This window comes from Dickeya poaceiphila, assembly GCF_007858975.2.
Classification (GTDB): Bacteria; Pseudomonadota; Gammaproteobacteria; order Enterobacterales; family Enterobacteriaceae; genus Dickeya; species Dickeya poaceiphila.
Genome location: NZ_CP042220.2, coordinates 4,107,611 through 4,126,705, shown reverse-complemented (window position 1 = coordinate 4,126,705; position 19,095 = coordinate 4,107,611). Strand labels below are relative to the sequence as shown.

Below are 19,095 nucleotides of genomic sequence, written 5' to 3'. Positions count from 1 at the left end.
AAGAAGGGCGGTCGCTTTTGAGCGGGGTCTGTTAAACTCTCTACCCATTAAAACTCTCCACCCATTAATGGGTAACACGATCCTGAAGTTGAAAAAGCAGGCGGATAACATGGTAGACGATTCGGACAATACGACACATTTTGGATTTCGCACGGTGGCTAAAGGTGATAAAGAAGCCATGGTGGCAGATGTTTTTCACTCTGTGGCGGCCAAATATGACCTGATGAACGATCTGATGTCATTTGGCATTCACCGTATCTGGAAACGATTTACTATCGAGTGCAGTGGTGTGCGCCGTGGTCAGCGTGTGCTGGATCTGGCTGGCGGCACGGGCGATCTCACTGCCAAATTCTCTCGTCTGGTGGGAGATGAAGGTGAAGTGGTGTTGGCGGATATCAATGCCTCAATGCTGCAAGTCGGGCGTGAGAAACTGCGCAATCAAGGGGTGGTGGGTAATATCAGCTATGTGCAGGCCAATGCCGAAGCCTTGCCATTTCCGGAGAATTTTTTCGACTGTATTACCATATCATTCGGGCTGCGTAACGTGACCGAGAAAGAAAGGGCGCTACGCTCCATGTATCGGGTGCTGAAACCCGGTGGACGGCTGCTGGTGCTGGAGTTTTCGAAACCAACCATGAAAGCGCTGAGCAAGATCTACGATGCCTACTCCTTTCATGTTTTGCCGCGCATTGGCGAAATGGTTGTCAGCGACGCCGGCAGTTACCGCTATCTGGCTGAATCTATTCGTATGCATCCGGATCAGGAGACGCTGAAAGGGATGATGGTAGACGCGGGTTTTGACAGTGTGGATTACTTCAATTTGACCAGCGGTATCGTAGCGCTGCATCGCGGATTTAAATTCTGAGTTGGATACTCCCATGTTGATTATGCCTGTGTTGACGGCGGCACTGGAAACAGCGCTCAACCAGCTTTTGTTCCGTGATCGGAGTATGAAAGCCGCCCGTCAACGTTTGCACGGAAAAACGTTGCGAGTTGACGTGGCGGAGCTGGATACGCCGCTGGTATTGGTTTTCTCCGAATATCGCCTTGATGTCGTGAGTCAGTGGTCGTCGCAACCGGATTGTCTGTTGCAGACCCGCCTGTCGGCGCTGATGAAGTTGCGTGACCGGCAGCAATTGTCTGCGCTGATGCGCAGCGGCGAGCTGGTGCTGGAAGGCGATATTCAGGTGGCTCAGCAGTTTGTCACCTTGCTGGACTTGGCCGAATTTGACCCCGCCGAGTGGCTATCGCCCTGGTTTGGCGATGTAGTGGCGGAAGGGCTAAGCCAGGCGGCAGGTAAGGTTGCCGGAACAGTGATGCGATCAGTATGCCGCCAGCAACAGGCATTATCGGAAACCGTGACCGAGGAGTGGCGTCTGACGCCGGGCAAGCTGGAAGGGCTATGGTTTGCCGATGAAGTGGACGTATTGGCGCAGTCGGTGGATACCTTAGCAGCCCGGCTGGCAAAACTGGAGGACTCGCCATGACGCCGGGAGAACTGTTGCGGTTGTACCGGATTATCGGGGTGTTGCTGAGTTATGGGCTGGATGAACTGATTCCGCGTATACCCTTGACTACGCCGTTGCGACTTTGGCGTTGTTTGTTGTTCTGGTTGCCCAATCGTCATAAAGACAAACCACTGGGTACACGCTTGCGGCTGGCGTTGCAGGAACTGGGTCCAGTGTGGATCAAGTTCGGCCAGATGATGTCCACTCGCCGTGATTTGTTTCCCCCCGCTATCGCCGACCAACTGGCAATGCTGCAGGATCAGGTTGAGCCGTTTGATGGTGAACTGGCCCGCCAGCAGATTGAAACCTCAATGGGGGGAAAGCTGGAGACCTGGTTTGATGATTTCGACGCGAAACCGTTGGCGTCGGCATCGATTGCTCAGGTGCATACCGCCAGACTGAAATCCACCGGCAAAGAAATCGTTATCAAGGTTATTCGCCCGGACATCCTGCCGGTTATTAAGGCGGACATGCGACTGATGCATCGCCTGGCTGGCTGGCTGCCGATTTTGCTGCCGGATGGGCGTCGTCTGCGGCCACGCGAAGTGGTACGCGACTACGAAAAAACGCTGCTGGATGAACTGAACCTGCTGCGTGAAGCTGCCAACGCCATCCAATTGCGGCGGAATTTTGAAAACAGCCCGATGTTGTACGTGCCGGAAGTGTACTCCGATTACTGTAATGAGCAGGTGCTGGTCATGGAGCGCATTTACGGTATTCCGGTATCGGATGTAGAGGCGTTAAAACGCCATGGCGTTAATATGCCGCTGTTGGCCGAGCGCGGAGTACAGGTCTTTTTCACTCAGGTGTTCCGCGACAGCTTTTTCCATGCGGATATGCATCCCGGCAATATCTTCGTCAGTTATGAACACCCGCAAGACCCGCAATATATTGGTATTGACTGCGGGATTGTCGGTTCGCTGAATAAAGACGATAAGCGCTATCTGGCGGAGAATTTTATCGCCTTTTTCAACCGCGATTACCGTCGTGTCGCCGAACTGCACGTGGACTCCGGCTGGGTGCCGCACGACACTAACGTAGAAGAGTTTGAATTCGCCATCCGCACCGTCTGTGAGCCAATATTTGAAAAGCCGTTAGCAGAAATTTCTTTCGGTCATGTATTATTGAACCTCTTTAATACGGCGCGTCGTTTCAATATGGAAGTTCAGCCCCAGTTGGTGCTACTTCAAAAGACGTTACTGTACATTGAAGGAGTAGGGCGCCAGCTCTACCCACAGTTGGATTTGTGGAAAACGGCCAAGCCTTTTCTGGAAAACTGGTTGAAAGATCAGGTTGGCTTGCCCGCCATGTTGCGTGCATTTAAAGAGAAAGCGCCGTTTTGGGCGGAGAAACTACCTGAGATTCCTGAATTGTTTTACGACGGTTTACGTCAGCACAAAATGCTGAAGCAAAACATGGAACTCTTAACCAGTGAATTGCGAACCCAGCGTACCCGCCATGGTCGAGCTCGTTATCTGCTGGGGGTTGGGGCTACATTGCTGCTGAGCGGGACGATACTGCTGGTGAGTCAGGTAGAGGCCGAGATCGTACCTTCAGGTCTTATCGCTGCTGGTTTTGTGGCCTGGATTATGGGCTGGCGTTGTACCCGTTGAACACGCGCCTTATCAGGAGCCTGCCGGTTCCTGATGAATGTGTCACATGAATTCCTTTTGAACAACGAGGTAGGCAGAGTATGGGCGGTATTAGTCTTCCAAGTTTGCTACTGATAGCTGTCATCGTGGTGTTGTTGTTTGGTACGGGCAAACTGAAGTCGCTCGGTGCCGATCTTGGTGCGTCTATCAAAGGCTTCAAAAAAGCCATGAGTGACGATCAACCCGCTGCCCACGACGACAAGCAGCAACAGGACGCTGACTTTGCGACCAAAGCCATTTCGGAGCAGAAGCCGCAGGCCAGTCAGGCAGAGAAAAGCCAGCATAAAGAGCAGGTGTAACCGGTGTTTGATATTGGGTTTAGTGAACTGTTATTGGTGATGGTGATTGGCCTGGTGGTGCTGGGACCTGAACGTCTGCCGGTAGCGGTAAGAACGGTGGCGGGGTGGATTCGTGCGCTGCGTACGTTGGCATCAACAGTGCAAAATGAGCTGGCGCAGGAGATGAAGCTGCAGGAATTGCAGGAAAGCCTGAAGAAAGTGGAACAGGCCAGCCAGTTGCAAAATTTGTCCCCGGAACTTAAAGCGTCGATGGATGAATTGAAAGAAGCTGCCGAAGCGATGAAGCGCCCACACAGCATCAAGCCAGATGGTCGTGATGTGGTGGAGCATGTGCCGCTTGCCGATCCTGAAGCCGCGCATGATGGTGTGCTGGAGGTTGAACGCAACGTGGCGCCGTCATCTCCGATCACTCCTGCTGCGGAACTGACAACGCGCGCCGATGCGGTGCCAACAGCGCCTGTGTCTGCAGATACGGCATCGGACAGTGCCGGTCATGTCGAAAGTAAGGTGAAACCTGAGCAGACGGCGTCATCTCCTTCTTCCCAATCTTCTGGTGATCGTTAATTTATGGCTGTTGATCAAACCCAACCGCTGATCAGCCATCTGATCGAACTGCGTAAACGGTTGTTAAATAGCATTATTAGTGTGCTGGCTGTGTTTCTGGTGCTGGTCTATTTTGCTAATGACATCTATCAGTTTGTCTCCGCGCCGCTTATCAAACAACTGCCAGCCGGTGCCAGTATGATTGCGACCGATGTGGCCTCGCCGTTTTTCACTCCGATAAAACTGACGTTGATTGTATCGGTCTTTTTATCTGCACCGCTGGTGCTGTATCAGGTTTGGGCGTTTGTCGCCCCTGCGTTGTATAAACATGAGCGGCGGCTGATGATGCCGTTGTTGGTATCCAGCAGTTTGTTGTTTTACATGGGGATGGCATTCGCCTACTTCATTGTCTTTCCGCTGGCGTTTGCCTTTTTCGCACAAACCGCCCCAAAAGGCGTGTTGATTGCCACCGATATCAACAACTACCTGGATTTCGTGATGGCGCTGTTTATGGCGTTTGGCGTGTCTTTTGAAGTTCCGGTAGCGATAGTGCTGCTATGCTGGAGCGGAGTTGTTACACCGGAAAGCCTCAAGCAAAAACGGCCTTATGTGTTGGTAGGGGCGTTTGTGGTCGGTATGCTGCTGACGCCGCCGGATGTGTTCTCCCAGACTTTGCTGGCGATTCCGATGTATTTGTTGTTTGAAGTCGGCGTGTTTTTCGCCCGGTTTTACGTTGGTAAGCGGCGGCGGCCAGAGCTGGAAGACGTGGATGACTCTGCACCGTCTTCCTGAATGGTCTTTCGCCGTGTAACGGCGGTTTTCTTGCTGTGACACCTCTTTCGGGAGGTGTTGTTTTTTGGGTTATCCGCTGAGGTAGCCGTGACGGATTTTTGGATATCTGCGCATGTTCGATATTGGCGTTAACCTGACCAGCCCTCAGTTCCGCTCAGATAACGAGCAGGTTGTCGCGCGTGCCCGTCAGGCTGGGGTGACGGGCCTGTTGTTGACGGGTACCAACGTTGAAGAGAGTGAGCAGGCCTGTCTGCTGGCTGCACAATATCCCGATTACTGCTGGGCGACCGCCGGCGTACATCCGCATGACGCCAGTGGCTGGAATGATGATACCGCTGCGCTGATTCACCAACTGGCAGCACGTGAGCAGGTGTTGGCGATAGGTGAGTGCGGGTTGGATTTCAACCGCAACTTTTCCACCCCACAGGAACAGGAGCTGGCATTCAGCGCACAGCTGGCGATTGCTGCTGAATGCGCGATGCCGGTCTTTTTGCACTGCCGCGATGCGCATGGGCGTTTTATGACGCTGTTGACGCCGTGGCTCGATAAACTGCCAACTGCGGTGTTGCACTGTTTTACTGGTTCAGGTGAGGAACTGGATGAGTGCCTGCGTGCCGGACTGATGATTGGCATCACCGGGTGGGTGTGTGATGAACGTCGTGGATTGGCGCTGCGTGCGTTATTACCTCAGATTCCGGATGAGCGGTTGCTGCTGGAAACCGATGCGCCCTATCTGTTACCCAGGGATTTACACCCTAAACCGGCATCCCGGCGTAACGAACCCTGTTTTCTGCCGCATATTGTCCGCCAGGTTGCGCTCTGGCGTGGTCAGGATGCCGAATGGCTTGGCAGAATTGTGGATGAAAACGCCCGTCGGATTTTCCGTCCGGGCCAGAAAGGAGAATAGTGATGAGTAATGTTTTTCCCGGTGCGTTTCCTGGGCGCCGTCTGCGCCGTCTGCGTCGCCATGATTTCAGTCGTCGTTTGGTTGCGGAGCATCAGGTTACGGTCAACGACCTCATCTACCCAGTGTTTGTCATGGAAGGCAAGCAGGGACGTCAGGAAGTGCCTTCTATGCCGGGCGTGTATCGTCTGACCATTGATGAATTGGTGCGGGAAGCGGAAGTAATCGCCAAATTGGGCATCCCGGTGTTGTCGCTGTTCCCGGTGATTGAAGCAGACAAAAAGTCGTTGCTGGCCGAAGAGGCTTACAACCCGGATGGACTGGTGCAGCGTACCGTGCGTGCCTTGAAAGATGCGGTGCCGGAGCTGGGGCTGCTGACCGATGTGGCGCTGGACCCTTACACGACCCACGGTCAGGACGGTGTTATCGACGAAGACGGCTATGTGGTCAATGACATTACCAAAGAGATCCTGGTGCGTCAGGCGCTGTCCCATGCGCAAGCCGGTGCTGAGATCGTCGCTCCCAGCGATATGATGGATGGCCGTATCGGTGCCATTCGCAATCAGTTGGAAGAGCAAGGGCTGGTTAACACGCAGATCATGGCGTATTCAGCCAAGTATGCGTCCTGTTACTATGGTCCGTTTCGTGATGCGCTTGGTTCGTCAGGCAACCTGAAAGGCGGCAACAAGAAAACCTATCAGATGGATCCGGCCAACACCAATGAAGCATTGCAGGAGATCGCGCAGGATCTGCAGGAAGGCGCTGATATGGTAATGGTGAAACCGGGTATGCCGTATCTGGACGTGGTCCGTCGGGTGAAGGATACCTTTGGCGTACCGACCTTCGCTTATCAAGTGTCTGGCGAATACGCGATGCAGATGGCGGCGATTCAGAATGGGTGGCTGCAGGAACAGCCGCTGGTGATGGAGTCGCTGCTGTGCTTCAAACGTGCCGGGGCGGATGGCGTGCTGACCTATTTCGCCAGACGCGTGGCTGAATGGCTGCGGGATGAGGCGTTGCGCCGCTGATGATAGCTACCGTCAGGGCTAAGCCCTGGCGGTTTATGCTTTGCGAAACTGGCGGTTATCGATGCTTTGTCGCACTTGCTTATTCAGCAAGTTGAGCAACAACATTGAGCGTGCTTCACCATCCGGTTCGGTATAGATAGCCTGCAGGCCGCTGAACACGCCTTCGGTAATGGTGACTTTGTCGCCGGGTTGCGGTGTTTCTGGGGCGATATGAGTGGCGTATTGGTGGTTGTGCAAATCGTCAATCACCTGTTGGGGTACTAACGCCGGCAGGTTGCCAAAACGCACAAAATGGCTCACGCCGCGTGTTGAGCTAATGGTAGTGGTGTGTATGTGCTCCGGGTCGAACTCGATGAACAGATAATTGGGAAACAGCGGTTCGCTGACCTCAGTGCGCTTCCCACGTACGATTTTCTCCAGTGCGATCATCGGACTCAGGCAGCTCACTTCCTGACGTTCCAGATGTTCTTTTGCTCGTAACAGTTGACCGCGTTTGCAATAAAGTAAGTACCAGGCTCGCATAATTTCACTTTTCTGTGACTCTCACAGTGGGAGAGGATAGCAAAAGCGTTACACCTTACGGGATAAAAAAATTCCTAATTTCATAATGTGTTGACCTTTTGAGCGAATGCATACCACGCCAGAAATAGCGTGAGTGGAAAGCGACAGCATGACCAAGAGCCTTTATAATACCCCCACCACTGACCTTTCTGATGATCAGCATGAAATACCGTGACTTACGTGAATTTCTCGCGCAGCTTGAAGCGAGAGGCGAACTCAAACGCATCCATCAGCCGATAGATCCTTACCTGGAAATGACGGAAATTGCCGATCGCACCTTGCGAGCTGGTGGCCCGGCTTTGCTGTTTGAAAATCCCAAGGGTTACGGTATGCCGGTGCTGTGCAACCTGTTCGGTACGCCTAAACGCGTGGCGCTGGGTATGGGACAGGAAGAGGTTAGCGCGTTGCGCGATGTTGGCCGCTTGCTGGCGTTCTTGAAAGAGCCGGAGCCGCCGCGTGGTTTCCGTGATCTGGTGGATAAGCTGCCCAAATTTCGCCAGGTGCTGAATATGCCGACTAAGCGCCTTTCGAACGCGCCCTGTCAGGAACAGGTGTGGGAAGGCGATGATGTGGATCTAGGGCGGATTCCGATTATGCATTGCTGGCCGGGCGATGCGGCGCCGTTGGTTACCTGGGGGTTGACGGTGACGCGCGGGCCGTTTAAAGAGCGCCAGAATCTGGGGATTTATCGCCAGCAACTGATTGGCCGTAACAAGCTGATTATGCGCTGGTTGTCGCACCGAGGCGGGGCGCTGGATTTTCAGGAGTGGCGACAGCAGCACCCCGGTGAACGTTTCCCGGTGGCGGTGGCGTTGGGTGCCGACCCGGCTACGATTCTGGGGGCGGTGACGCCGGTGCCGGATACCTTATCCGAATACGCTTTTGCCGGATTGCTGCGTGGTCATAAGACCGAAGTGGTCAAATGTCTCTCTTGCGATCTGGAGGTGCCGGCCAGTGCCGAAATCGTGCTGGAAGGGTATATCGACGCGGATGAAATGGCACCGGAAGGCCCTTATGGCGATCACACCGGTTATTACAACGAAGTTGACCATTTTCCGGTTTTTACCGTCACGCATGTTACCCAGCGACGTGACGCCATTTATCATTCCACTTACACCGGGCGTCCGCCTGATGAGCCGGCGGTGTTGGGTGTGGCGCTGAACGAAGTCTTCGTGCCGTTGCTGCAAAAGCAATTCCCGGAAATTGTCGATTTCTATCTGCCGCCAGAGGGCTGTTCTTATCGTCTGGCGGTGGTTACTATGAAAAAACAGTATGCCGGACATGCCAAACGAGTGATGATGGGCGTCTGGTCCTTTTTACGCCAGTTCATGTATACCAAATTCGTTATCGTCTGCGATGATGATATTAATGCCCGTGACTGGAAAGATGTGATTTGGGCGATCACTACGCGTATGGATCCGGCGCGTGATACGGTGCTGGTGGAGAATACGCCAATCGACTATCTGGATTTTGCCTCGCCGGTTTCCGGGCTTGGCTCCAAAATGGGGCTGGATGCGACCAATAAATGGCCGGGTGAAACGCAGCGTGAATGGGGTCATCCTATTACCAAAGATCCGTCGGTTGTTGCCCGCGTGGATGCCATGTGGGACGAATTAGCCATATTGAATGACAGCGGTAAGCCGCGCTGACGGTGCTTATCCTGTTCCCTGTTTTGCTTTGACCCGACAGAGGGATCGCATGACAACGTTGAGCTGTACAGTAACGTCGGTGGAAGCCATCACCGATACGGTTTACCGGGTGCGCTTATTGCCATCGGCACCTTTTTCCTTTCGCGCCGGGCAATATCTGATGGTGGTAATGAATGAGCGTGACAAACGCCCGTTCTCCATGGCCTCAACGCCTATTGAGCAAGGGTTTATCGAACTGCATATCGGGGCTTCTGAAATGAACCTGTATGCGATGGCGGTGATGGATCGTATTTTGAAGGAAAAGTCGCTGGTAGTGGATATTCCCCACGGCGAGGCCTGGTTGCGTGAAGACAGTGATCGACCGCTGATCCTGATAGCGGGCGGGACGGGATTCTCCTATGCGCGGTCTATTTTGTTGACAGTGCTGGCAAGCCAGCCGGAGCGCCAGGTTTCTCTGTACTGGGGGGGACGCGAGCTGCGCCATCTGTACGATCTGGGCGAGCTGCAAGCACTGGCGCAGGCACATCCTAACCTGAACGTGATTCCGGTAGTCGAACAGCCGGACGATCAATGGCATGGTCGTTCCGGTACGGTATTGAGTGCGGTACTGCAGGATTTCGGTTCGCTGGCATCGCACGATATTTACATCGCGGGTCGTTTCGAGATGGCAAAAATTGCCCGTGAGCGTTTTTGCAACGAACGTGGTGCGCAGATAGCACACATGTACAGCGACGCTTTTTCTTTTATCTGATCCTTTCCGTTTTGCCTCGCTATGGCCGGGTTTATGCCCGGCCATGATTTTGTTTTTTAAAAATAAATTCCCCCACCCCTGTTTAGTATGCAGCTAACGCTGTCATGCGCTGACTGTGGCTGTGCGACTGATGATAATGCAGGTCGTGAACCACACCTCAACGCCTAAGTGCGTGCTGCCTTCGGTTTTTGACGTCAGGGTATTCATGGCTGGTTTGATTACGATATGCAATAATATATTATATAAAAATATATATTATATGGATCGCAAGAAAAGGTAGCGTTATGGTGGCGGCAGAGTCGGAAATCACACAACAGATGATGCGTGAAGCCGCACAGGGTGCGGCAGATGTGTTGCGGGCACTGGCGAATGACGACCGGTTGATGCTGATGTGTTTTTTGAGTCAGGGCGAAGCATCAGTGGGACAGATGGAGCAGGCGCTGGGCATTCGCCAACCGACACTGTCTCAGCAGCTTGGTGTAATGCGGCGCTTAAAGCTGGTAGCCACGCGACGTGAAGGCAAACAGATTTTCTACCGTATTGAGGACGCGCGCATCCTGTCGCTGCTCAATACGCTGTATGCACTGTATTGCACCAAATAGTATTGCACCAAATAGTATTGCACCAAATAGTATTGCACTAAATAGTATTGCCCCAAATTGTATTGTCCAAAATAGGCTTATTGCCTGGAACCGCACAGGAGAGGTTATGCGTGTTGATATGGAAGCGTTTACGCCGTTAATGAGCCTGACGGGCGGCCTGGTGATCGGGCTTGCTGTAGTCATGCTGGCGGTATTTTCCGGGCGTATTGCCGGCATCAGCGGCATTCTCGGTGGTCTGTTGAGCCGAACGTCAACAGATAAAGCGTGGCGGTTGGCGTTTGTTCTGGGAATGCTTGCCGCGTTCTGGGTCTACCAACTAGCAGCCCCGTTGCCAGACAGTACCATATCAACGCCGATGCCCTTGTTGGTCGTGTCTGGTTTGTTGGTGGGAATCGGTACCCGATATGGATCAGGTTGTACCAGCGGGCATGGCGTGTGTGGTTTATCGCGTTTCTCGCTGCGATCACTGGTGGCGACGCTGACTTTCATGGGGGCTGCATTTTTCACCGTGTGGGCGTTGGGTGAGCTACGCCTGAGCGTATTGTTGTGATGCACATGACGCACATTAAGGAGCGGAGATGAATAACCTGTTCTCTTTTCTATCCGGGCTGGTTTTTGGTCTCGGATTGCTGACAAGCGGCATGGCGAATCCGCAGAAAGTGCTCGGCTTTCTGGATATTACCCGTCAGTGGGACCCTTCGTTGGCGCTGGTGATGGGCGGTGCTTTGGTTGTTGGGATCTTCGGTTTTCGTATTGTCGCACGGATGTCAACGCCGCTTTGCGTGGCGTCGTTTTCCCTGCCGCTAAAAAAAGTGATCGATAAACCGCTGGTGGGCGGTAGCCTGTTGTTTGGCATCGGTTGGGGCATCGCCGGGATTTGCCCTGGCCCGGCGCTGGTATTGTTGTCATATGGCACCGCGAAAGGCTGGGTGTTCTTTGTTTCCATGCTCGCAGGTATGGTGCTGCATGAGTGGTGCTCCTCACGCCATCATGCACGCACTCCGGATGATGTTGCTGGGACCCGCCGGCGCAGTGGTTCCGGCGGGTGGTCGTTATACCCGTTCCAGCACTGTCGCAATGCCCTGACCCAAACCGATGCACATGGTAGCCACGCCGAATTCCACATCCCGTTGCGCCATCAGATTAATGAGCGTGGTGATGATGCGTGCACCGGAACATCCCAGCGGGTGACCGAGCGCGATAGCTCCACCGTTTAGATTGACCTTGTCGTCCAGGCTGTCCATCAGTCCCAGCGCCTTGATACAGGGCAGCGTCTGGGCGGCAAACGCTTCATTCAGCTCAAACAGACCGATATCGCTCAGCGATAGCCCTGCACGCCGTAACGCTTTTTGGGTGGCGGGCACCGGGCCGTATCCCATTACTGACGGATCGCAGCCAACGGTCGCCATCGCGCGGACGCGTACCAGAGGCGTCAGCCCCAGCGCCCGTGCGCGGGATTCGCTCATTACCAGCAGCGCCGCTGCGCCGTCTGATAGCGCTGATGAGCTACCGGCAGTGACCGTGCCGTTGACCGGATCAAACGCCGGGCGTAGCGCTGCCAGCGCGTCGAGACGGGTGTCCGCCCTGACGACTTCGTCGTAGTCAAAGGGGTGTAGCGCGCCGTCGGCGTTATGACCCGTGGTGGGGATGATTTCACGGCGAAAAGCGCCAGACTGGGTTGCGGCCCAGGCGCGCTGGTGTGAGCGGACGGCGAAAGCATCCTGCATCTCGCGGCTGATGTGGTGTTGGCGCGCCAGCAGTTCTGCCGTCAGCCCCATCATCGCCGCTGCTTTGGCGATGCTCTTGCCGAGTCCGGGGTGAAAATCGACGCCGTGGGTCATCGGCACATGTCCCATGTGCTCGACACCGCCGACCAGACACGCTCCGGCATCACCGACCATGATGGCGCGTGCCGCATCGTGCAGCGCCTGCATGGATGAGCCGCACAGGCGGTTAACGGTCACTGCGGGCACCGAATGGGGGATTTCCGCCAGCAATGCCGCGTTACGCGCCACATTGAAGCCTTGCTCCAGCGTTTGTTGCACGCAGCCCCAGTAGATATCGTCAATCTTGTCTGCTTCAAGCGCCGGGTTACGGCTCAACAGGCTGCGCATCAGGTGAGCAGACAGGGTTTCTGCCCGTACCTGACGAAACGCGCCGCCTTTGGAACGGCCCATCGGGGTGCGCACCGCATCAACAATCACTGCGTTTTCCATCGTCGTGCGTCCTTATGCAGGTTGGTGAAGAGAAAGAGTGGCGTGAGCGTCAACCGCCGGGTAATAACGCTGCTGGCTCTGCGCCATCTGCAGCAGACTTTCCGGTGTGGCGTAAAGCGGCCCCAGTGATGCCAATGACTGGGCGATGTCCACATAGTGCCGACTGCCCAGTGTGTCTATATAGCGACAGGCTCCGCCATGGAATGGGGGGAAACCCAGACCGTAAAGCAGCGCCATGTCGGCTTCTGCCGGGGTGGCGACGATGCCCTCTTCCAGACAACGTGCGACTTCGTTGAGCATCGGCACCATCAGTCGATGGATAATCTCTTGCGCACTGAAGGTTCGCTTCGGCTCGCAAACTGCACCCAACAAGATATCGGTTTGCTCGTCCTGCTCCCGGCGTGGTTTGCCTTTGGCGTCTGGGGTGTAGCGGTAGAAGCCTGCGCCGCTTTTCTGGCCGAAACGTTGATGCTCTACCAGCACATCGACCGCGTCACGATAGGTTTTTGCCATGCGTTGCGGAAAGCCTGCCGACATCACCGCCTGAGCATGGTGGGCGGTATCCAGCCCGACCACGTCCAGCAGATAAGCCGGTCCCATCGGCCAGCCGAACTGTTTCTCCATCACCGCATCCACGTCACGGAAATCCGCACCGTCACGCAGCAACAGGCTAAAGGCCGCGAGATAGGGAAACAGCACACGGTTGACGAAAAAACCTGGGCAGTCATTCACCACAATCGGGGTTTTGCCTATCTTGCTGGCGTAGGCCACCACACGGGCCAGCGTTTTCTCATCGGTCTGGGGTCCTCGGATCACTTCCACCAGTGGCATACGGTGCACGGGGTTGAAAAAATGCATCCCGCAGAAATGTTGTGGCCGCTGCAATGAGGCCGCTAATTGCCCGATGGGAATCGTCGAGGTATTGGAGACTATCAATGTCTGCTCACTGACGCAGGCTTCGATATCTGCCAGCACTCTGGCTTTTACCTGTGGATTTTCCACCACGGCTTCGATAATCAGGTCAACCTGTTCAAGCCCGTGGTTGTTCAGTGTCGGGTGGATACGGGCCAGCACGCCGGCCATGGTCATGGCGTCCAGTTTGCCGCGTTCCAGTTGTGCGTTCAGTAGCTTGGCCGCTTCCTCCATCCCCAGTGTCAGGGCTTTTTCACTGATGTCTTTCATCCACACCGATACCCCTTTGCGTGCCGACTGGCAGGCAATGCCGCCGCCCATAATCCCGGCACCCAGTACCGCCGCACGAGCCGGCGGCGAGGCGTCGCCCGCCCATTTTTTTGCGGCGCTTTTTACGGCCTGCTCGTTCAGGAATACACCGACTAGTGCATATGCTGCCGTTGTTTGCGTCAGTGTGACAAAATTGTCGGTTTCTAGCTTCAATGCCGCGTCACGCTGTAATCCAGCGGCGGCTTCAATGGTTTTGAGCGCCATGATTGGGGCGGGGTAGTGACGGTCTGCCGCCTGTTGCACCAGCGCATTGGCGGTGGCAAAACTCATGGTCGCTTCGATACGGTTAAGCCGTAGCGGCGATTGTTTCTGACGGCGACGGGTACGCCAGTCCAGTTTTTCCTCCGCTGCCAGGCGCAACATATGCACGGCAGAAGACAACAGCTTGTCGCTGTTGGTAATCGCATCGACCAGTCCGACTTTCAGGGCCTCGTCGGCAGACAGGTCTTTACCGGCGGTAATGATTTCCAGCGCGTTGTCGGCCCCCAGCAGTCGCGGTAACCTAACTGTGCCGCCAAACCCCGGCATGATCCCCAGTTTGACTTCCGGCAGGCCGATGCGAACGTCGGGTGTTGCAAGACGGAAATCGGTTGCCAGCACGCACTCGCACCCTCCGCCCAGCGCATAGCCGTTGATGGCGGATAGCGTCGGCACCGGCAAATCCTCCAGTTGGCTAAAAATGGCGTTGGCACCGGTCAGCCACTGATGCAATGTTTCCTGCGGGGCGGCAAACAGCGACAGGAATTCGGTGATGTCCGCTCCGGCAATAAACGCGGGTTTGTCCGAGCGCAGCAGTAACGCCCGGAGTGAAGGTTGTTTTATCAGGTGATTCAGGGCTTCGCCAAGGCTAGCCACTGTGCGGGTATCCAGCTTGTTGACGCTGCCGGGGGCGGCAAAAACCAGCTCGGCAATGCCGTCTTCCAGCCAGTTGAGGTACAGCGTGTCGCCTTGATAGATCATGGTGTTCTCCACTGTTATCCGTGATCTGGTACGACCAGATGGTGAGGGAAATTGTGGGTTTGGTGTTAATGAAATGCAAACAATGCGTGAAATATTTGCCGGGAAGATCACAGGGTGTGCAACGCTGCCGTCATCAGGGCGCTGTGTTACACTGGAAAACAAGCTGTTATCAATGGGGATTATGATGGAAACGCTGGCTTCTTTTTATCATCAACATGTGGCGACTCTGCAGCAACGTACGCAGGCGGTTCTGGCGCGGCATAATCTGGATGCCTTATTGATCCACTCCGGTGAGTTGATGATGGCGTTTTTGGACGATCATGCCTATCCATTCAAGGTTAACCCGCAGTTCAAAGCCTGGTTGCCGGTGACGCAGGTGCCGAACTGCTGGCTGTGGGTGGATGGGGTCAATACGCCGAGGTTGTGGTTCTACTCCCCCGTTGATTACTGGCACAACGTGGCGCCGGTGCCGGACAGTTTTTGGACCTCAGCGCTGGATATTCAGGTGCTGCGCAAAGCCGATGACATTGCTCAGCAATTGCCGGTTCAGCGTCAGCGGGTCGGCTATATCGGTTCTGCGCCGCAGCGGGCGCTGAATTTGGGGATTACGCTGGAGCACATCAACCCGCAAGGCGTGCTGGATTATCTGCATTACCACCGCGCCTACAAAACGGATTACGAACTGGCTTGTATGCGCGAAGCGCAGAAAACGGCGGTGGCTGGCCACCGTGCCGCCTACGACGCGTTCCAGTCCGGCATGAGCGAGTTTGATATTAATCTGGCGTACCTGACTGCTACCGGTCACCGCGATACCGATGTGCCTTATGGCAATATCGTCGCCCTCAACGAACATGCGGCGGTGCTGCATTACACCCAGTTGGAGCACCAGGTGCCAGGAGAAATGCGCAGCTTCCTGCTGGATGCCGGCGCGGAATATAACGGCTACGCAGCGGACATTACCCGCACTTATGCCGCGCAGCATGACAATGACTATGCGGCGTTGGTGAGCGACCTGAACCGCGAGCAACTGGCGCTGATAGATACGCTGAAGGTTGGCGTGCGTTATACCGACTACCATGTGCAGATGCATCACCGGGTGGCGTCGCTGCTTAAACATCATCAACTGGTGACCGGGCTTAGTGAGGAAGCGATGGTGGAACAGGGCGTGACCTCGCCGTTTCTGCCGCATGGTTTGGGCCATCCGCTCGGCTTGCAAGTGCATGACGTCGGCGGCTTCATGCAAGATGACACCGGAACGACGTTGCCTGCGCCATCAGCCCATCCCTACCTGCGCTGTACCCGGATTCTGGAGCCGCGTATGGTGCTGACTATCGAACCCGGTATCTACTTTATCGATTCTCTGCTTGAGCCTTGGCGTCAGGGCGAACTGCGCCAGCATTTCAACTGGCAGAAACTGGATGCGTTGCGCCCGTTCGGCGGTATTCGTATTGAAGACAATATTGTGGTGCATGACAAACGCATTGAAAACCTGACCCGTGCGCTTGACCTGGCCTGATGAAGTCATATCCGGTTCCTGCGTCGTCTGTCAGCGTTCATGAAGACATTAAAAAGAGCCGTTTCCTCACCCTGCTTGCTCCGGCCTGTGGGGTGGAAGCAGCCCGAAGCATGATTCAGCAGGCCCGCGAGCTGCATCCTTCGGCAGCACACCATTGCTGGGCGTATGTCGCGGGTGCGCCGGATGATTCGCAACAGCTCGGATTTTCTGATGATGGCGAGCCTTCGGGAACCGCAGGCAAGCCAATGCTGGCTCAATTGATGGGCAGCGGCATCGGCGAAGTCGTGGCGGTGGTGGTGCGTTATTATGGCGGCATTAGGCTTGGCACCGGTGGGCTGGTCAAAGCTTATGGCGGTGGCGTGCAGCAGGCGCTGAAACAACTGCCGGTGCAGCAGAAAGTAATGTATCAGATGTATCGATTGCAGTGTGATTATGCCCTGTTGCCGCAGGTGGAGAATGTGGTGCTGGCGTTACAGGGGCACGTCGTTTCAGCGGAGTACGCCAGCGAGGTTTCGCTCCAGTTAGCGTTTCCGGTAACGGCAGTGGACGACGCGACGCGAAAGCTGCGCGATATTAGCCGCGGCGCGTTGCATTTGCAGACAATTTCACAATAATCCAGCGCGTAATCTTGAACCATTTAAGGAAGGCTCCCTGATGCACTTGCGTGCTATAACCCGCATTGTTGGACTGCTGGTCATTCTGTTTTCCGGCACCATGTTCATTCCCGGTATCGTCGCCTTGATCTACCGCGACGGTGCTGGTCGGGCATTTATCCAGACGTTCATTGTCGCGTTGGTTATGGGGCTATTGTTATGGCTGCCCAACCGCAAACATCGGCATGAACTGAAAGCCCGTGAAGGGTTTCTGATAGTGGTACTGTTCTGGACGGTGCTGGGTAGCGTTGGGGCGCTGCCTTTTCTGTTTGCCGAACGTCCTAACCTGTCGGTGACGGATGCTTTTTTTGAATCTTTTTCCGGCCTGACGACAACCGGTGCGACCACACTGGTTGGGTTGGATTCGCTGCCGAAAGCCATTCTGTTTTATCGGCAGATGCTGCAATGGATGGGCGGCATGGGGATCATCGTACTGGCGGTGGCCATTCTGCCGATTCTGGGTGTCGGGGGGATGCAGCTTTATCGTGCCGAAATGCCGGGTCCGCTAAAGGATAATAAGATGCGTCCCCGCATTGCAGAAACCGCCAAAACCTTGTGGTTGATTTACGTATTGCTGACTGTGCTCTGTGCGTTGTCGCTATGGCTGGCCGGTATGTCGGTGTTTGATGCGATTAGCCACAGTTTTTCCACTATCGCCATTGGGGGGTTCTCAACGCATGACGCCAGCATCGGTTATTTCAACAGTCCTGCTATCAATACCATTATTGCGATATTTCTACTGATTTCTGGCTGTAATTTTGGTTTGCATTTTTCGGTGTTGAGTGGGCGTAGCCTACGGGTGTATTGGCGTGATCCCGAATTCCGTATGTTTATCTTTGTTCAGATGTCGCTGGTGGCGATTTGTACCCTCGTTTTGTGGGGGCATGGGGTATACAAAAATGGTATGGAAACCCTGAATCAGGCGTTCTTCCAGGTGGTTTCTATGGCGACTACCGCGGGATTCACTACTGACAGCATTGCTTCCTGGCCACTGTTTTTACCGGTATTGCTGTTGTGTTCCGCGTTTATTGGTGGGTGTGCAGGTTCAACCGGCGGTGGCCTGAAAGTAATTCGCATTTTATTACTATTCTTGCAGGGATCTCGTGAACTGAAGCGGCTGGTTCATCCGAATGCGGTATATACCATTAAACTTGGTCAGCGTGCGTTGCCGGAGCGGATATTGGAAGCCGTGTGGGGGTTTTTCTCGGCTTATGCGCTGGTGTTTATCGTCAGTATGCTGGCAGTGATTGCAACGGGGGTAGACAATTTTTCCGCTTTTGCAGCCGTGGTTGCCACGCTGAACAATCTCGGTCCAGGGCTTGGGACGGTAGCTGACAATTTCACCTCTATGAATGATGCCGCCAAATGGATTCTGATTGTCACCATGTTGTTTGGTCGCCTGGAAGTGTTCACCATGCTGGTGTTATTTACTCCCACTTTTTGGCGGGAATAACGGATATAAGGGAACGTGCTATGAAAGCATTAATATTATTTTCCAGTCGGGATGGTCAAACACGGGCGATAGCGTCTTATATTGCCAATAATCTTAAAGGGACGCTGGAGTGTGATGTCGTCAACATCTTGAGTGCCCATGAAGTTGAGCTTGATAAGTACGATAAAGTGATGATCGGCGCATCAGTGCGCTACGGGCATTTTCATCCGGCTTTGGAAAAATTCATCCGTCAGCATCTTGCTTTGCTGCAACAAAAACCCAGCGCTTTCTTCTCTGTCAACCTGACTGCTCGTAAACCAGAAAAGCGTTCACTGCAAACCAATGCATATACCCGTAAATTTCTGTTGCGTTCTCCCTGGCAGCCAGATTTAGGGGCGGTCTTTGCCGGTGCGTTGCGCTACCCTCGTTATAGCTGGTTTGACCGTGTCATGATTCAGTTGATTATGCACATGACGGGCGGTGAAACCGATAGTACGAAAGAGATTGAGTATACCGACTGGGAGCAAGTGGCGCGTTTTGCTCAATCTTTTGGTCAACTCACTCAGAAAAAGACAATGTAATGCAGCTTATGGGTTTGTGATGGTGAAAAAAAAGGCACTCAGAAGTTTTTTTGAAATTAGTGCTTGTCAGCGACGGAGAAGTCCCTATAATGCGCCTCCACTGACACGGCAACGGCGACACGCCAGCGCAGTTTCAGCAGGAAATCAGGTACGTATCGCTTGACTTCCTGTCGGGAAAGCATAATATATGCGACCCGCGACCACGG

The 19,095-nt window shown here is 54.5% G+C and carries 19 protein-coding genes and 1 pseudogene; 17 read left to right on the top strand and 3 right to left on the bottom strand.

What is annotated here, in order from left to right; all coding sequences use genetic code 11:
- The first annotated feature begins 109 nt into the window (after positions 1 to 109).
- From ubiE to hemB, 8 genes are all read left to right on the top strand, one after another.
- Positions 110 to 865: a bifunctional demethylmenaquinone methyltransferase/2-methoxy-6-polyprenyl-1,4-benzoquinol methylase UbiE gene (gene ubiE / locus Dpoa569_RS18550; RefSeq protein WP_042873398.1), complete on the top strand. Its 756-nt coding sequence runs from the start codon at positions 110 to 112 to the stop codon at positions 863 to 865.
- Between the two features lie 13 nt (positions 866 to 878).
- A complete protein-coding gene (gene ubiJ / locus Dpoa569_RS18545; RefSeq protein ID WP_042873395.1) occupies positions 879 to 1,487 on the top strand; it encodes a ubiquinone biosynthesis protein UbiJ in 609 nt (202 codons plus the stop codon).
- Positions 1,484 to 3,121, top strand: coding sequence for a ubiquinone biosynthesis regulatory protein kinase UbiB (ubiB, locus tag Dpoa569_RS18540; RefSeq protein WP_042873392.1), 1,638 nt, complete (start codon positions 1,484 to 1,486; stop codon positions 3,119 to 3,121). Before ubiJ ends, ubiB begins: the two co-directional genes overlap by 4 nt.
- Positions 3,122 to 3,201: 80 nt before the next feature.
- The gene (gene tatA, locus Dpoa569_RS18535) at positions 3,202 to 3,459 is read left to right on the top strand and encodes a Sec-independent protein translocase subunit TatA (protein WP_042873390.1); all 258 of its coding nucleotides are present in this window, start codon (positions 3,202 to 3,204) and stop codon (positions 3,457 to 3,459) included.
- A 3-nt stretch (positions 3,460 to 3,462) separates the two neighbouring features.
- The gene (gene tatB, locus Dpoa569_RS18530; protein WP_042873388.1) at positions 3,463 to 4,023 is read left to right on the top strand and encodes a Sec-independent protein translocase protein TatB; all 561 of its coding nucleotides are present in this window, start codon (positions 3,463 to 3,465) and stop codon (positions 4,021 to 4,023) included.
- Positions 4,024 to 4,026: 3 nt separating this feature from the next.
- Entirely contained in the window at positions 4,027 to 4,794 is a 768-nt protein-coding gene (gene tatC / locus Dpoa569_RS18525) for a Sec-independent protein translocase subunit TatC (protein WP_042873385.1), read from the top strand.
- A 112-nt stretch (positions 4,795 to 4,906) separates the two neighbouring features.
- On the top strand, positions 4,907 to 5,701 hold the full coding sequence (gene tatD, locus Dpoa569_RS18520; RefSeq protein WP_042873383.1) for a 3'-5' ssDNA/RNA exonuclease TatD: 795 nt from the start codon (positions 4,907 to 4,909) through the stop codon (positions 5,699 to 5,701).
- A gap of 2 nt (positions 5,702 to 5,703) precedes the next feature.
- Positions 5,704 to 6,726 (top strand): porphobilinogen synthase, encoded by a 1,023-nt coding sequence (gene hemB / locus Dpoa569_RS18515; RefSeq protein ID WP_042873381.1) that lies wholly within the window; start codon positions 5,704 to 5,706, stop codon positions 6,724 to 6,726.
- Between the two features lie 33 nt (positions 6,727 to 6,759).
- On the opposite strand, the gene rfaH is transcribed toward hemB, so the two are convergent.
- Positions 6,760 to 7,248, bottom strand: a complete 489-nt coding sequence (rfaH, locus tag Dpoa569_RS18510; protein WP_042873378.1) for a transcription/translation regulatory transformer protein RfaH — start codon at positions 7,246 to 7,248, stop codon at positions 6,760 to 6,762.
- Between the two features lie 191 nt (positions 7,249 to 7,439).
- Here rfaH and ubiD point away from each other — a divergent pair, with 191 nt between their 5' ends.
- From ubiD to Dpoa569_RS18485, 5 genes and pseudogenes are all read left to right on the top strand, one after another.
- The gene (ubiD, locus tag Dpoa569_RS18505; protein ID WP_128569795.1) at positions 7,440 to 8,936 is read left to right on the top strand and encodes a 4-hydroxy-3-polyprenylbenzoate decarboxylase; all 1,497 of its coding nucleotides are present in this window, start codon (positions 7,440 to 7,442) and stop codon (positions 8,934 to 8,936) included.
- A gap of 49 nt (positions 8,937 to 8,985) precedes the next feature.
- Positions 8,986 to 9,687 (top strand): NAD(P)H-flavin reductase, encoded by a 702-nt coding sequence (fre, locus tag Dpoa569_RS18500; RefSeq protein WP_042873375.1) that lies wholly within the window; start codon positions 8,986 to 8,988, stop codon positions 9,685 to 9,687.
- Positions 9,688 to 9,971: 284 nt separating this feature from the next.
- The gene (locus tag Dpoa569_RS18495; protein WP_050569513.1) at positions 9,972 to 10,289 is read left to right on the top strand and encodes an ArsR/SmtB family transcription factor; all 318 of its coding nucleotides are present in this window, start codon (positions 9,972 to 9,974) and stop codon (positions 10,287 to 10,289) included.
- 106 nt (positions 10,290 to 10,395) lie between these two features.
- Positions 10,396 to 10,839 (top strand): YeeE/YedE family protein, encoded by a 444-nt coding sequence (locus Dpoa569_RS18490; RefSeq protein WP_042873373.1) that lies wholly within the window; start codon positions 10,396 to 10,398, stop codon positions 10,837 to 10,839.
- Between the two features lie 28 nt (positions 10,840 to 10,867).
- A pseudogene (locus tag Dpoa569_RS18485) lies at positions 10,868 to 11,275 on the top strand (DUF6691 family protein); the annotation flags it as partial.
- 66 nt (positions 11,276 to 11,341) lie between these two features.
- On the opposite strand, the gene fadA reads toward Dpoa569_RS18485, so the two are convergent.
- Positions 11,342 to 12,505, bottom strand: coding sequence for an acetyl-CoA C-acyltransferase FadA (gene fadA, locus Dpoa569_RS18480; protein ID WP_042873370.1), 1,164 nt, complete (start codon positions 12,503 to 12,505; stop codon positions 11,342 to 11,344).
- 12 nt (positions 12,506 to 12,517) lie between these two features.
- Entirely contained in the window at positions 12,518 to 14,707 is a 2,190-nt protein-coding gene (gene fadB / locus Dpoa569_RS18475) for a fatty acid oxidation complex subunit alpha FadB (protein ID WP_042873368.1), read from the bottom strand.
- Between the two features lie 184 nt (positions 14,708 to 14,891).
- On the opposite strand from fadB, the gene pepQ reads away from it, so the two are divergent.
- Genes pepQ through hemG form a run of 4 tightly spaced genes read left to right on the top strand, consistent with a single transcriptional unit; the run spans position 14,892 to position 18,889 of the window.
- Positions 14,892 to 16,223 (top strand): Xaa-Pro dipeptidase, encoded by a 1,332-nt coding sequence (gene pepQ, locus Dpoa569_RS18470; RefSeq protein WP_042874112.1) that lies wholly within the window; start codon positions 14,892 to 14,894, stop codon positions 16,221 to 16,223.
- Positions 16,223 to 16,837, top strand: coding sequence for an IMPACT family protein (locus Dpoa569_RS18465; RefSeq protein ID WP_042873366.1), 615 nt, complete (start codon positions 16,223 to 16,225; stop codon positions 16,835 to 16,837). The genes pepQ and Dpoa569_RS18465 overlap by 1 nt, the downstream gene beginning before the upstream one ends.
- Before the next feature lie 40 nt (positions 16,838 to 16,877).
- The gene (trkH, locus tag Dpoa569_RS18460; RefSeq protein WP_042873364.1) at positions 16,878 to 18,329 is read left to right on the top strand and encodes a Trk system potassium transporter TrkH; all 1,452 of its coding nucleotides are present in this window, start codon (positions 16,878 to 16,880) and stop codon (positions 18,327 to 18,329) included.
- Positions 18,330 to 18,349: 20 nt separating this feature from the next.
- Positions 18,350 to 18,889 (top strand): menaquinone-dependent protoporphyrinogen IX dehydrogenase, encoded by a 540-nt coding sequence (gene hemG / locus Dpoa569_RS18455; protein ID WP_042873362.1) that lies wholly within the window; start codon positions 18,350 to 18,352, stop codon positions 18,887 to 18,889.
- Positions 18,890 to 19,095: the final 206 nt, after the last annotated feature.

Excerpts from the sequence above, each read along its gene's own strand:
- ubiJ (WP_042873395.1), top strand. The coding sequence starts at position 879 with ATGTTGATTATGCCTGTGTTGACGGCGGCACTGGAAACAGCGCTCAAC.
- tatA (WP_042873390.1), top strand. The coding sequence starts at position 3,202 with ATGGGCGGTATTAGTCTTCCAAGTTTGCTACTGATAGCTGTCATCGTG.
- Dpoa569_RS18495 (WP_050569513.1), top strand. The coding sequence starts at position 9,972 with ATGGTGGCGGCAGAGTCGGAAATCACACAACAGATGATGCGTGAAGCC.
- tatC (WP_042873385.1), top strand. The coding sequence starts at position 4,027 with ATGGCTGTTGATCAAACCCAACCGCTGATCAGCCATCTGATCGAACTG.
- pepQ (WP_042874112.1), top strand. The coding sequence starts at position 14,892 with ATGGAAACGCTGGCTTCTTTTTATCATCAACATGTGGCGACTCTGCAG.
- ubiD (WP_128569795.1), top strand. The coding sequence starts at position 7,440 with ATGATCAGCATGAAATACCGTGACTTACGTGAATTTCTCGCGCAGCTT.
- fadA (WP_042873370.1), bottom strand. The coding sequence starts at position 12,505 with ATGGAAAACGCAGTGATTGTTGATGCGGTGCGCACCCCGATGGGCCGT.
- Dpoa569_RS18490 (WP_042873373.1), top strand. The coding sequence starts at position 10,396 with ATGCGTGTTGATATGGAAGCGTTTACGCCGTTAATGAGCCTGACGGGC.
- trkH (WP_042873364.1), top strand. The coding sequence starts at position 16,878 with ATGCACTTGCGTGCTATAACCCGCATTGTTGGACTGCTGGTCATTCTG.
- ubiE (WP_042873398.1), top strand. The coding sequence starts at position 110 with ATGGTAGACGATTCGGACAATACGACACATTTTGGATTTCGCACGGTG.
- hemG (WP_042873362.1), top strand. The coding sequence starts at position 18,350 with ATGAAAGCATTAATATTATTTTCCAGTCGGGATGGTCAAACACGGGCG.
- tatD (WP_042873383.1), top strand. The coding sequence starts at position 4,907 with ATGTTCGATATTGGCGTTAACCTGACCAGCCCTCAGTTCCGCTCAGAT.
- Dpoa569_RS18465 (WP_042873366.1), top strand. The coding sequence starts at position 16,223 with ATGAAGTCATATCCGGTTCCTGCGTCGTCTGTCAGCGTTCATGAAGAC.
- rfaH (WP_042873378.1), bottom strand. The coding sequence starts at position 7,248 with ATGCGAGCCTGGTACTTACTTTATTGCAAACGCGGTCAACTGTTACGA.
- ubiB (WP_042873392.1), top strand. The coding sequence starts at position 1,484 with ATGACGCCGGGAGAACTGTTGCGGTTGTACCGGATTATCGGGGTGTTG.
- fre (WP_042873375.1), top strand. The coding sequence starts at position 8,986 with ATGACAACGTTGAGCTGTACAGTAACGTCGGTGGAAGCCATCACCGAT.
- hemB (WP_042873381.1), top strand. The coding sequence starts at position 5,704 with ATGAGTAATGTTTTTCCCGGTGCGTTTCCTGGGCGCCGTCTGCGCCGT.
- fadB (WP_042873368.1), bottom strand. The coding sequence starts at position 14,707 with ATGATCTATCAAGGCGACACGCTGTACCTCAACTGGCTGGAAGACGGC.